10 protein-coding genes are annotated in these 12,217 nt (G+C 44.2%); 1 reads left to right on the forward strand and 9 read right to left on the reverse strand.

Going from position 1 to position 12,217, the window contains the following annotated elements; translation table 11 throughout:
• Nucleotides 1–64: 64 nt before the first annotated feature.
• The 6 genes from tmpT to ACYX4M_RS13710 form a co-directional block, all read right to left on the reverse strand.
• Nucleotides 65–718 (reverse strand): thiopurine S-methyltransferase, encoded by a 654-nt coding sequence (tmpT, locus tag ACYX4M_RS13685; protein ID WP_476080514.1) that lies wholly within the window; start codon nt 716–718, stop codon nt 65–67.
• A 105-nt stretch (nt 719–823) separates the two neighbouring features.
• The gene (locus tag ACYX4M_RS13690; protein WP_334060483.1) at nt 824–1,180 is read right to left on the reverse strand and encodes an outer membrane protein assembly factor BamE; all 357 of its coding nucleotides are present in this window, start codon (nt 1,178–1,180) and stop codon (nt 824–826) included.
• 124 nt (nt 1,181–1,304) lie between these two features.
• Nucleotides 1,305–2,990, reverse strand: coding sequence for a DNA repair protein RecN (recN, locus tag ACYX4M_RS13695; protein WP_476080515.1), 1,686 nt, complete (start codon nt 2,988–2,990; stop codon nt 1,305–1,307).
• Between the two features lie 341 nt (nt 2,991–3,331).
• Complete coding sequence (gene dps / locus ACYX4M_RS13700) at nt 3,332–3,841, reverse strand: DNA starvation/stationary phase protection protein Dps (protein WP_014976104.1); 510 nt, start codon at nt 3,839–3,841, stop codon at nt 3,332–3,334.
• Between the two features lie 259 nt (nt 3,842–4,100).
• Entirely contained in the window at nt 4,101–4,976 is an 876-nt protein-coding gene (gene nadK / locus ACYX4M_RS13705) for an NAD(+) kinase (RefSeq protein WP_334060485.1), read from the reverse strand.
• Between the two features lie 90 nt (nt 4,977–5,066).
• Nucleotides 5,067–7,424, reverse strand: coding sequence for a fatty acid cis/trans isomerase (locus ACYX4M_RS13710; protein ID WP_476080516.1), 2,358 nt, complete (start codon nt 7,422–7,424; stop codon nt 5,067–5,069).
• Nucleotides 7,425–7,694: 270 nt separating this feature from the next.
• Between ACYX4M_RS13710 and ACYX4M_RS13715 the strand changes: the two genes are divergently transcribed.
• Nucleotides 7,695–8,855: an iron-containing alcohol dehydrogenase gene (locus ACYX4M_RS13715; RefSeq protein WP_476080517.1), complete on the forward strand. Its 1,161-nt coding sequence runs from the start codon at nt 7,695–7,697 to the stop codon at nt 8,853–8,855.
• Nucleotides 8,856–8,960: 105 nt separating this feature from the next.
• Here ACYX4M_RS13715 and ACYX4M_RS13720 read toward each other — a convergent pair whose 3' ends face one another.
• The 3 genes from ACYX4M_RS13720 to ACYX4M_RS13730 are packed head-to-tail and all read right to left on the reverse strand — an operon-like array spanning nt 8,961 to nt 12,053.
• Nucleotides 8,961–9,728, reverse strand: a complete 768-nt coding sequence (locus ACYX4M_RS13720) for a 3-hydroxybutyrate dehydrogenase (RefSeq protein ID WP_476080518.1) — start codon at nt 9,726–9,728, stop codon at nt 8,961–8,963.
• The gene (locus tag ACYX4M_RS13725) at nt 9,721–10,797 is read right to left on the reverse strand and encodes an extracellular catalytic domain type 2 short-chain-length polyhydroxyalkanoate depolymerase (RefSeq protein WP_476080519.1); all 1,077 of its coding nucleotides are present in this window, start codon (nt 10,795–10,797) and stop codon (nt 9,721–9,723) included. The genes ACYX4M_RS13720 and ACYX4M_RS13725 overlap by 8 nt, the downstream gene beginning before the upstream one ends.
• Nucleotides 10,794–12,053: an E22 family MetX-like putative esterase gene (locus ACYX4M_RS13730; RefSeq protein WP_476080520.1), complete on the reverse strand. Its 1,260-nt coding sequence runs from the start codon at nt 12,051–12,053 to the stop codon at nt 10,794–10,796. Before ACYX4M_RS13730 ends, ACYX4M_RS13725 begins: the two co-directional genes overlap by 4 nt.
• Nucleotides 12,054–12,217 lie beyond the last annotated feature (164 nt).

Raw genomic sequence — 12,217 nt, forward strand, 5'->3', positions numbered from 1 at the left:
TTTTTAAACAGGTAAGCTATTAACGCTTTAGTCGAGTATTTGTGAGTTTTAATGCAAAATAAGGTTATTTAGCGACTAGGTGAAATACTAAGTTATCAGCGTCCACTTTTCCTTTTAAGCCGCCTTCAAGCACCGAGCGCTCTAACCTTTGGATGTTGTATTCCGCTGAATAAAGAGCGTCAACGGTTTTTTCGTTTACGCTAAAGGGAGGGCCGGCCATTTCATTCTGGTCATACTCGAATGAAATGATTAGCTGAGGGGCGCATTGAGTAATAGCAATTAGGTGTGCAGCGTATTGCTCGCGAAGGGGGCTAGGCAGTGCAACTAAAGCTGCTCTGTCGTAAACACCAGTAACGTCACCTATGTCGCTTGATGTGAGTTTAAAAATATCGCCCACGTGTATGGTTAAGCCGTCTTTAGCATAAACCTTACCCTTAGCTGTTGGGGTAACGGTAGGCTCGGCTCCCAGCTCTTCAAATAGCTGTATGATAGCCATTTCACTCAGTTCAGCACCTACCACCTCACAACCTTGGGAAAGTAGCCAGCCGATATCGCGGGTCTTCCCGCATAGCGGAACAAATATGCGTTTCAAAGCTGAGTGAGAGTTTTCAGCATCCAACAGGGAAGAGGCATATTTGATAAGAAGCGCGTTGCCTTCGGGTTCATGAAATCCAATTTCATTTTTCTGCCATTTACTGTGCCAAAAACTGTGTTCCATGTAGACCTCAATCAGGTAAGTGATGTAACTCGAAAAGCAGACGTTGTTACCAAGAACATGCGAAACTAAAAAGGTAGCGTGAAATAGCTACCTTTTTAAATATGATTAGTTATCAAGTGGCGTGTTGAAGTCTTCCGATAATTCGAAGTCTCCTTCAACCGTGGTCACTTTGTCGTCAACGAAGTTTATCACCATCTGCTGTTGAAAATCTTTACCACGCTTTTCCATACCGCGCTTCATATCGTAAACGTAGTACCAAGTGTCGTCGTCAAATGAGTCTTGAACAACGGGGTTGCCTAGTACATAAACAACTTGTTCTTTTGTCATTCCAACGCGCAGTTTTTTAACGTCTCTTTGATCAAGAAAGTTTCCTTGAGGAACGTCGATACGATATATCCAGTTCGAGCAAGCGGTTGATGTAAGTGTGATACCAAGAATTACTAATAGGTGTTGCAACTTCATGCGTTAATTTGTCCAGTATTGCCTTTGTTAGTGCCAGGGAATTCCGCAGAAGCGAATTTCGAGGCTGTTTTATTGCAAGCGCGAAGGCATGCTACATTGACAACTATGACCAATCAACTGCATTTTAGTTCGATGCTGCGCTTTTTAGCAGTTCTTTTGCGTTTGCTAAGGCAGACTTGGTTACTTTGTCACCGGCTAGCAATCTCGCCAACTCATCAATGCGGTCTTGCTTGGTAAGCGGTAGCATTTGAGTTTCTGTACTTTCCCCATCGGTAAGCTTAGTAACGAAAAGCTGGTTATGCGCCTGTGCAGCTACTTGTGGTAAATGCGTTACACACATTACTTGTGACTGCTTGCCCAGTTTGCGCAACAGACCGCCAACGATAGACGCAGTTGGCCCGCTGATACCTGTATCGACCTCATCAAAAATCATAGTAGGCGTAGCGTGATTGTCACTTGCGATCACTTGGATAGCTAGCCCTATACGTGACAATTCACCACCTGACACCACTTTTTCTAACTTGTCTGCATCTTGGCCAGGGTTGGTAGACACTTTGAACTCGACAGTATCAAGACCTGTGCTAACAGGCTTCTTAAGCTCGTCGTACTGAATTTGAATATCGACTTTTGCATGAGGCATATTCATTTGACGAATCTGGTCCTCAATATCTTTACTTAATTTACCTGCAGCACGTTGTCTGCTTTCAGACAACCCTTTGGTCGCAGTTAGGTATGTTGCTCGCGCTTCTTCTACTTCGCCTTCAAGTGTTCCTAAAAGGGTTTCTTGTTCAGCCAGCGAGTTAAATTCGGCGGCTAGTTCTTGATGGTGTTGATACAGCCCTTCTGGCATAACGTTATGTTTACGTGCCAGCTCCATTGCCTTTGCATAGCGCGCTTCAACTTGCTGTAGACGAAGCGGGTCAATTTCTAACTGATCGCAGTAGCTGCGCAGCTCCCCCGCAGCTTCTTCTACTTGAATTGCCGCGTCGTTTAGTAACGCTATCATAGGCGTTAGACTTGCATCATGGGCTTCTAATTCGCCCAAACGCTCAATGCTGCTTTGAATTACTGATAAAGCGTTGCCTTCATCATTCTCATATAAGTTGTACACGCTAGTCTGCGCTTGTTCTAAAAGGCTTTGACCATTGCTTAAGCGCTTGTGCTCTACTTCCAACTCTTCGAACTCGCCCTCTTCAATAGCAAATTCATCGAGCTCTTGAACCTGATAGGTTAACAGCTGAATTCTATCTTCTCGCTGCTGGGCTTGTTCTTGAAGCGCTTTTAACGTGCGCTGCTTATCACGCCATAGAGAGTAGGTTTCTTTAACTTGCACTAACAATTCATCATGCTTAGCGTAACCGTCAACTAAATCTCTTTGATGATCTTCTTTCAACAGTTGCAGGTGTGTGTTTTGACCGTGAATGGCTAATAAATATTGGCCTAAGCCTTTTAACTGCTGAAGTGAAGCGGGAATACCATTGATAAACGCTTTTGAACGACCTTCTTTAGAAATTACTCTGCGAATAAAGCAGCTGTTTTCATCCTCGTCTGAGGTAAGTTCATGTTCATCGAGAAAAGCTTTAGCTAACGCGTTACTGCTCAAAGAAAAGTGTGCGATGATTTCAGCTTTCGTACTTCCTTTACGCACAGCATTTGCGTCGGCACGTTCACCCAAGCACAAGCTTAACGCATCAATAGCAATTGATTTACCTGCGCCGGTTTCACCGGTTATTGCAGTCAACCCGTTTTCCAGTTGAACCGATAATTGTTTTACAACAGCAAAATTAGAAATAGAAAGATGCGCTAACATAACCACACTCGAATAAGTTGAACATGATGATATATACAGTAACTGATAATATATACAGTATTTTGACTGTGTAAAGTTAAGTCGTGAAAAAATTTCGCTAAAATTAAGAAAGAAGATAATAAAGACTGAAGAATCAATATTATATGTTCGCTAGGTTATGTGGGGTTATGAGTAACCTGCAGAAACGAAATTAATGAGAGAGCGTGTTTTACAGAAATTTATACAGTACTATTCTAAGTGAAATGCGATAGCAAAAAGGAGAGCTTAAGCTCTCCTTTCGAATTCCAACTTTAATTGGATTATAAATAGTCAGATAACTATATAAAAACTAATAATAAAGCTTATTGCTGCAACTCACCGCTTCCAGATTCAATGTGTGCGCGTACAAACCACTGAAACTGTTCTAAGTCTGCTAGCTGACCGGTGATCATATCTTCCGATACTGGATCAATTTCACCAAGAAGCTCTAGTGCTTTTCTATGGTCACCATTTACACCGTCATAAACAGCGTCTAGTGCTTTAAGGTGGTCAAGCACTAAGCCTTTTCCTAGTTCGTAATCATTCCAGCTGCGACCTTCAACAATAGCTTTTGGTGTGCCTTTTGGTACGCCGCCTAACGTTGCAATACGTTCGGCAATGGTGTCTGTCATTTCGCGTACTGCATCTACCTGAGGGTCTAGCATTTCATGTACGCCAATAAAATTTGGTCCTACTACATTCCAGTGAATGTGCTTCAGGGTTAGCTGTAAATCTAATAGTGCAACCAATCGCTGATCCAATACCTTAATTGTTTTGGCAGCAGCATCGTTATCCATTCCTGGGGCTGTAAATTTGATATTGGTGTTACTCATGATATCTCCTATTGAATGCAAATAAATTAGCACGATGAAAAACATCAAGAGGGTCAAAATTTCACTGACCCTGTGCCAACGACTTACTTTGACAGTTGCAACGGGTATGCCGAAATCTGAGATTTTTATAAGTACAAGTTTTAATTGGAGAAATTCTATAAGATTAAAAAATCTTTATTTTTCAAGCCTGTAGCGATTAAGAAAAAGCTACAGGCTAATGTAATAAATGCACGTTAGGTGAGAGGAATGGGGAATAAGACTAGTAAAGCTTACTGCCCCAACCTAGCTTTTTGCGAAGTACGTTGAAATAGCTGTAGCCTTTAGGATGAACAAGATGAAGCTTGTCTACGCTCTTGTTAATGCGAATTTCATCACCGGGAAGTACGGGTAGAACAATATGGCTATCGCAACTCACTTGCAGCGAGTCACTGTTAACCTTTGATACTTTCATCGATACCTGACTGTCAGCATCAACAACAATGGGACGACTGCTCAGTGTGTGAGGAAACATAGGCACCAGCGTTAGTGCATCCAGCTTTGGCATAATGATAGGGCCACCGGCAGATAGGGAGTATGCAGTCGAGCCTGTAGGTGTGGCGACAATTAATCCGTCGCTACGCTGACTGAATACGAATTGTTCATCGATATAAATTTCAAATTCCATCATATGAGCAACTTTACCGTGGTGCAGCACCACTTCGTTTACGGCAGAGTTGTTACTTTTCAGCTTTTCGTGCCGATAAACTTCTACTTCTAATAAGAAGCGCTCTTCAACAACGCAGTCGCCATCGAAGATAAGGTCAAGCTGTTGAACAATATCATCAGGGTGAATATCTGTTAAAAATCCGAGATTACCGCGGTTTACGCCTACAACGTGAATGTCAAAACGCGCCAGTACACGTGCAGCGCCAAGCATGCTGCCGTCACCACCTACTACAACAGCAAGATCAGCCTCTTTACCAATAGTGACAAGGTTACAACTTTTAACGTTTTCAGTTTCAAGCTCTTCAGCAATACTTTCCTCAACGAGTAGTTTACAGCCTTTAGCTAATAAATATTCGGCAAGAATATTTAAGCTGTCATGAGTTGCAGCGTGCTGAGGTTTTCCAATTAAAGCAACGGTTTGATAGGGCATGGAATGCTAATGTCCTTTCATTTCCAATGGTCGGACATTAGCACAGGTATTTTGCAAAAGAAAAGCGTAAAACGATGTAGAGTGCCAGGTTTAGCGATCTTCTAATCGATTATAGTCAAGGAGGCCGCCTTCAATAGGGTAGTGCTCGCCAGACCACTGAATCAATTTGTCGCTAAAGACCCAAAAGTTAGGGTTTGTTCGGCGCATAGCTACTTTGTCGAGGAAAGCTTGGTAATCAGCTTCACTTTTAACTGCATTCAGCTTTTCTATCGATGCGGTGACCTCCGAGGCGTTGATGTACCAAAACACATCGGGATAGCTACCTAATAGCCCATGCACTAGAGTAATTGAGTCTTTAGATGGCTCGCGGTTTTCCTCTTCATCGAACAGACTGTTTACATTATAGTGAGCACTGTTTCTGAGGGCAGTAAACACATCTATCTTATCTGAATTTTGGTCATCTTTTACCACAATCATGGTCGTTTCAGGCATCAGTGTGGCTTGCTGAGCAGGAAGTGAGTTTAAACTCGCTAGCGCTTCATACTGTTGGGTTGATAACAGCTGTTTATTGTATGTCGAGGCTTGTGGCTGAACCTTTGCTAAGTGCTTCGATAGCAACTGATAGAGTTCTTTTTGCGGGCGCTTTGTTTCATATTTTATGCCTGTAGGCTGTTCGAAACTATTAAAATCACCCTCTAAATAATCAGTGAGTTCGGGGCTGGCCTTTTGATACCAGTCATTTAAGAGTTCCTGACGAGATGCCGAAGGAAGCAGGTTGAGGAAGTTGGACTCACCTTCCATACGCAAGAAGTCCATATACAAACGGGTCATCAGTTGATGGCCATAATTGCCGTAAACATCGAAGCCTGCCACCAGTAAGTAGTGAATACGTTCCAATAAGGCGTAGTCAATAATCCAAGCTGTTTTAGTCGGTTTACCCACCAATCCTTTTGCTACAGTGGCGTTATCGAAGTGGCGAAATACAGTTAAGCTAGCATTGGTGTTGTTACCGTCGCCGTCCCAAATACTCGATACGTTTAGGTGTTCTCCGGTTTTAAACTCGCTATTTAGAAATGCTGTTCTTGCACGCATATAGTCGCCTTGGCGTTTAGCATACTTTGCCCAATTTATCGCTAGCGCAGAGCTGTCTTTTTCGGCAGGAAGGTGAAGGTTTTCCTTTTGGGACGCGTAAAAAGCATTCACTTTCTCAGAAGCTGCTATGTCTGGGTCGACAAAGAACACCCAAAACCGGTCGTTAATCACGTTTAGTGCGACTTGTCCTCGGCATACCGGGCCCTTGATGTAACCCATAATAGTGTTTTGAGCACGCTCAAGCATAAATCGATAACGACTTTTTACCGGCAATAAAGTAAAAGCCGTTAGAGGGTTTGCCGCTACTTCAGATTTGTAAGAAGGTAAGGTTTCGACAATAAATTCTGCATCGACAAACCAAGATTGCCATTTATCCAAAAGATTCTGATTAATAGCGTAAGCTTGGTGTGTTTTGCTCACGATAGCAGAATGCACAGGCTGCAAGCGATAGTAAACGCGTTCGACCTTAGGATCATCAAAGGGTCTTCGAGTTGCAATGATGTCTAACGCTTGTCCAGGTGGAGTACGCGAACGCACTAGGTTAAAAAACTGAGGCGTTTTCCCTTTTTCTGAAATATCTTCGAAGTAGAGATGCGATGTAAACAGGTGTTCGTAAATGTAACGAGCAGAGAGCTGCATCTTGTTACTATCCCCATTTAGCCATGCTTCCAAGTCAGATACTTTCTCATTTAGTTCTTGTGAGAGCATCTTAGGCGAGGGCAAAGGCGCACCATGGGTTAACCATTGAATAAGCGTACTATGCTCAGAATCCGATAGCGCAGGCAGAGCATAGGGCATTCCTCCTAAAGGCTGACCAGCTATATATTCGCCCATTTCATCTATCGTGGGGCATTGGTTTTGTCTGCTCAGACTTATATCGAAGCTGTCATCTAAATGAGTGGTATTGGGCAAAGGGTGCTGTTGCTTCAATAAAAGCATTTGCGCTAGCACTGAGGATTGTGTTGGCGCAGTGTTGAAATCTTCTTTTGTTGGCAATACATCGAAAAAGCCACGCTCCCGCCAGCTATTCACGCCGTGAGCATCGAGAAACATTCTGTTTGGTTGAGCGGCAGTGAGTCGCGTGCCTTCATACACTTTTTCTTTATTAGCGCCTCTTGCTATACCTTCTGGTGAAGACATTTTAAGCTGGCATGGCGCATCATAACAGGCGTGGCACACCACACAGCGTTGGGTCAACACAGGGTTTACTTGCGTATCAAAGAAATTGTCGGGCAAACTCTCCATGGCTGGCATGGCCTCATTTGAAGAAAGTAAAGGTGCATTAGGTTTCGGCCATTGCCAGATCACTAAAGCGATAATTGCTATAAGCAATGAAGTTATACCGAATTTTTTCATAGTCTTAGTCCAGAAGAGTGTCTCGCCCAGTCTATCACTCATTTCAGATAAGGTGATGCTATAAATACTGAAAAACAAGACTTCGCTGTAGCATTATCAGATCTAATAACAAGTGTTTACCCATCAGTTAATTGCGCAAGAAGCACAATGCTTTCAATTAACACCTAAAAATAAAACACAGAGCTAGAGAAAATAACATTATTTTTACATGTTCGTTGCTTTGAGCGTTGCTGCAGGTATGCTGGAGAAACGTAAATACTGGAGGGAAGCATGTCTCATCAAATTATTCTGCCTAGAGTGATGCACGTAGGGAAGGGAGCGAGTCAGCGGGTTGCTGAAACCCTTAAAGGTCTTAATTGTCACAAACCGTTATTGGTTACCGATAAGGTGATGGTTGAATTGGGATACAGCACTGCCATAGTACGAGTGCTAAAAGAGGCTGGAATTAGCGCAGATGTGTTTTCAGATACGGTCCCAGAGCCAACGGTAAAATCGATTAACCGAGGTGTGGATGTATTTCTTGCCGATGATTATGACAGCATCATCGCCTTAGGTGGCGGAAGCCCTATCGATAGCGCAAAAGCCATTGCCATATTGGGCAAATACGGCGGCGAAATGCGAGACTACAAATTCCCACGAGTTGTCGATGAAGCAGGATTGCCAGTTATCGCTATTCCTACAACGGCGGGCACAGGTTCTGAAGCAACGCGATTCACTATTATTACTGACGAAAATACAACAGAGAAAATGTTGTGTGTTGGCCTAGGATTTATGCCAACGGCAGCACTGGTCGATTATTCGTTAACGCAAAGCTTGCCTGCACGCGTTACCGCCGATACTGGCATTGATGCACTCACCCACGCTATTGAAGCGTTTGTAAGCCGCAAAGCCAATCTTTATAGCGATGCACAGGCGTTATCGGCCATGGCATTAATTGCGCCTAACCTACGCACTGTATTTGCAGACCCTACAAATGAAGCGGCTAGAGAATCAATGATGCTGGGCTCAACGCTCGCGGGCATTGCTTTTTCAAACGCCTCAGTGGCCCTTGTTCACGGAATGAGCCGGCCTATCGGTGCTGCGTTCCATGTGCCACATGGTTTGTCTAACGCCATGCTGCTACCTGCTGTAACCGCTTTTTCAACTCCAAGTGCACCAGTGCGCTATGCACAATGTGCCCGCGCGATGGGTGTCGCTAAGCACAGTGACTCAGATGATGTGGCGAACGCAAAGCTTATCAATGAGCTAAAAGCACTTAATGCTGATTTACAAGTGCCCACTCCAGCCGAGTTCGGAATTGATAAAGAGACGTTTTTTGCTTCGACCTCAACAATGGCAGAGCAAGCATTGGCATCAGGCTCTCCGGGCAATAACCCTCGCGTACCTACGATTGAAGAGATGGTCGCTATCTATGTCTCACTCTGGGACTAGTGTTTTTGCTAGAAGTTAAAACGAAAAAAGACTGTTCCTGCAGTCTTTTTCATACGAAGCGGCACGCTACAACTACCAATAGTAAAGTGCTATAGGCACAGTCAACTATCGGGCCGTCCAACCCCCGTCGAGTACCATGGTTTGCCCGGTAATATTGCGGGCACTAGTGGACATTAAAAAGCTTGCGGTATCTGCAAGCTCTTCAACGCTTACGAATTGTTTTTTAGGCATGGGTTCTAGCATGATTTTTGTTATTACCTCTTCCTCGGTTACGTTATTCTCTTTCGCTTGCGCGGCAATTTGTTGTTCTACTAAGGGGGTTTTAACATACGCAGGGCAGAGGGTATTTATCGTTACATCACAGTCACCTGTTTCAAGCGCGATGGTTTTTGCGAAACCTAGTAAACCGTGCTTTGCCGCTACGTAAGCGGATTTGTATGGCGACGCTACCAAAGAGTGGATAGAGCCTACGTTGATAATGCGTCCGTAGTTTTGCTTTCGCATTGCTGGCAAAAAAGCTTGGGTTAACAGAGCAGGGCCAACCAGCATAATGTTAATTAACTGCTGCCATTTATCAGAAGGAAAATCCTCTATACGAGAAACGTGCTGTAGTCCTGCGTTGTTGATTAATACATCGACGGTAAGCTTTCCTAATACCTCTGGCAGTGCTGCGACTTGCTCTGCATTGCATACGTCTACAGCCACTGCGCTGGCAGAGCCGTCTAAATGTGCAAGCTTTGTCACGGCATCTTTTGCCGCTTGTTCATTTATATCAGCGATGATCACATGGTGGCCTTGTTCCATCATAGACTCGGCAATGCCAAAGCCAATGCCGCTTGCGCCGCCCGTGATAAATATTGTGCGTTTATTCATTGGTACTCCCGGCGGCGTTAGTTGATGAAGGTACGCTATTTAATGAAAACAGCAGATTTTTTACCGCCCTTATCTGCGCGCCGTCTCTGTTCGCATAATCGCTAGACGCATAGCCCCACCAATCCCAGCAGCCTTGAGGGTTTAGCGGCATAAACAGCGACTTTTTCGTTTGTGGGTACATTACAACAATATTATTGTCATCAGCCCATTTATTCAGCCCTGTTTGAGTGGTGTAGGCATTGCCAACGGCACCGGCATACTGATTACAGCCGTGAAAACTTATATGGGCTCTACAAGGCTCGCCTTGTGCACAGCTTTTTGGCACGTACACAAAGCCCTCGCTTGCTAGTGTTTTTGCATCGCTCCCGGCTATTTTTTGTTGATCAATAGAATGTAATTGCCCTGAAAGTGAAGCGTCTGGTGTCGAAACATCTTTAACAAGATGAGAGAGCATGGCGCCTGCTGCATCGTAGTCGCAGTTCCCAATAAAGGGGCTTTCAGATTTCATACAGTTCACGCCGTTTTTTTCTGTGGGAAACAAATGTGCCATGGGTTTATCGTTGACGTAGGTAATATTTGCCGTGTCTGTCCACAATTTGTATTGCTCAAACAGCAAATCACTCACTTGCGCAATCACTCTGGTGTCTTGCGTGCCGTGAAAAAGCCAGACTTTTGCGTCTTTCATATTAGAAAGCGACGCTATTTTTCCGTCAGTTTCGTATTGGTTAGCTTTTTCGTTTAGTGCTTTAAGGCTAATTTCTCCCTCGACCTTATTTACACACTGTGCAAGCGCAGTGGTTATATCACCTTGAGCACAAAAGTAGGGTCCGCCTGCAATCACGCCAACGCCATTCACCCAATCGCTGTGTGCTAATTGGAATTGTGTTGCCATATAACCGCCTGAGGACAAGCCAGATACGGTTACGTTCTCTAAATCGAGGGTAAGCGAAGGAATATCACCTTGCGCTGATGCATCTGCGCTGAAACTTGACGAACTAAAGCTAAGCGCACTAGCGCTTAACAGAGAAAGACACAGCGCGTGGCGTAAAAAGGGTGTAGATTTTATCATTGCATTGCTGCCTTATCATTTTCTAAAAATTGGCGAATGGCCTTGGCTTGAGCGGATATGTTGGTTACTCCTTCTAAATGCCCTAGTTTGCCATCTAGCGTAACTAATGTGCTGTCGATATCAGTTGAAATAAGCTCTTGATGTGCACTTTGTGATAAGTAAGGCATGAGAAGCAAATCCGTTTGAGCTGGAATAAAAAGCGTTTTTGCCTTTATCGACGCCAACCCTTGCTCCAGACCATCTTGGTGTCCAGCAACAAAAAGCTGACAAGCGCGAACCAAATATAAAAGGTGATTAGCATCCATTTTCTTAGCGCGAGCTTTTGCTCGTTCGCGAAGCCAGCTCACAATACTGTGTGACTGGCGTATGTCATTAAGCGGCGCCGACTCAATATTTCTAAAATCCAATAGGTTGCCCTGTTCATTGAAAAACGAAGGTGTAAGAGCATTTTGCGTAATGAGCATAAGCGAGGCCGCTAAGCCATCAAGGGGAGCCTGCTTTTGGGTGTAATTACCATTGTTCCAGTTTTTATCAAGCGTTATTGGTGTTGCCCAGTGTTCCAGTGCTGCGGTGGTCCATGCATCACTTTGACCTGCGCCGATAACCGAAATCATACGCTCGACCCAGTTGGGATAGGCGCTCGCCCAGTCTATTGCCTGCATGGAGCCCATAGAAGGCCCGACAACCGCGTAAAGTTTGCTAATACCCAAGCTTTCAAGAAGAGCTTTCTGAACATTTACAAAGTCACGTATGGTGACAACGGGAAAGTCCAGTCCGTACGGTTTTCCCGTGTCTGAATTTATTGATGCTGGGCCGGTGGTGACCACGCTAGAGTCGTAAGCATTTAAGTTGACCAAAGTGTCTACGCTTATTACATAAAAGCGCTCTGTATCAATGGCTTTCCCGGGGCCGATAATACTATCCCAGTAACCCGGTACTGGATCGTTTTCATTGTACTTCCCCGCTGCATGAGAAGAGCCTGAAAAGTAATGAGTTATGAGAATAACGTTACTCTTGGTATCGTTTAGTGTTCCGTATGCCTCCCAACCTACCTTTACATTTTTGATTTGTTTACCACCAAAGGTTGTGAAGTGAGGCATTTCAAATATCTGCTTTTCTACTATCAGAGCATCTTTTTGCTCGACCTCGCTAGCTGTTACCTGAACGTGTAACGTTAGTAGAAATGACGCAAGCAACCCCAATAGGACGCGTAAATTTCCAGCTAAGTACAAACTTATCAGGTTGGTAGATGTCATATATTTTTGTGACCTCAAAACACGTGGCTCCTCTAAACGCTGGCTGCTGCGCTTACTTTCACTCCCCATATGTTTTTGAGTACGCCTAGTTATCCAGTTCATTTTCTTTAACCCTCAATCCTTTTCCAAGGCGCTGACTTCCTTCAACAGAGCCTGTATGTAAA

It is taken from the genome of Alteromonas sp. ABV4_150 (assembly GCF_056311745.1).

Bases quoted from the DNA above. Each gene is read 5' to 3' on its own strand.
- tmpT (WP_476080514.1), bottom strand. From the start codon at position 718: ATGGAACACAGTTTTTGGCACAGTAAATGGCAGAAAAATGAAATTGGA.
- ACYX4M_RS13690 (WP_334060483.1), bottom strand. From the start codon at position 1,180: ATGAAGTTGCAACACCTATTAGTAATTCTTGGTATCACACTTACATCA.
- recN (WP_476080515.1), bottom strand. From the start codon at position 2,990: ATGTTAGCGCATCTTTCTATTTCTAATTTTGCTGTTGTAAAACAATTA.
- dps (WP_014976104.1), bottom strand. From the start codon at position 3,841: ATGAGTAACACCAATATCAAATTTACAGCCCCAGGAATGGATAACGAT.
- nadK (WP_334060485.1), bottom strand. From the start codon at position 4,976: ATGCCCTATCAAACCGTTGCTTTAATTGGAAAACCTCAGCACGCTGCA.
- ACYX4M_RS13710 (WP_476080516.1), bottom strand. From the start codon at position 7,424: ATGAAAAAATTCGGTATAACTTCATTGCTTATAGCAATTATCGCTTTA.
- ACYX4M_RS13715 (WP_476080517.1), top strand. From the start codon at position 7,695: ATGTCTCATCAAATTATTCTGCCTAGAGTGATGCACGTAGGGAAGGGA.
- ACYX4M_RS13720 (WP_476080518.1), bottom strand. From the start codon at position 9,728: ATGAATAAACGCACAATATTTATCACGGGCGGCGCAAGCGGCATTGGC.
- ACYX4M_RS13725 (WP_476080519.1), bottom strand. From the start codon at position 10,797: ATGATAAAATCTACACCCTTTTTACGCCACGCGCTGTGTCTTTCTCTG.
- ACYX4M_RS13730 (WP_476080520.1), bottom strand. From the start codon at position 12,053: ATGACATCTACCAACCTGATAAGTTTGTACTTAGCTGGAAATTTACGC.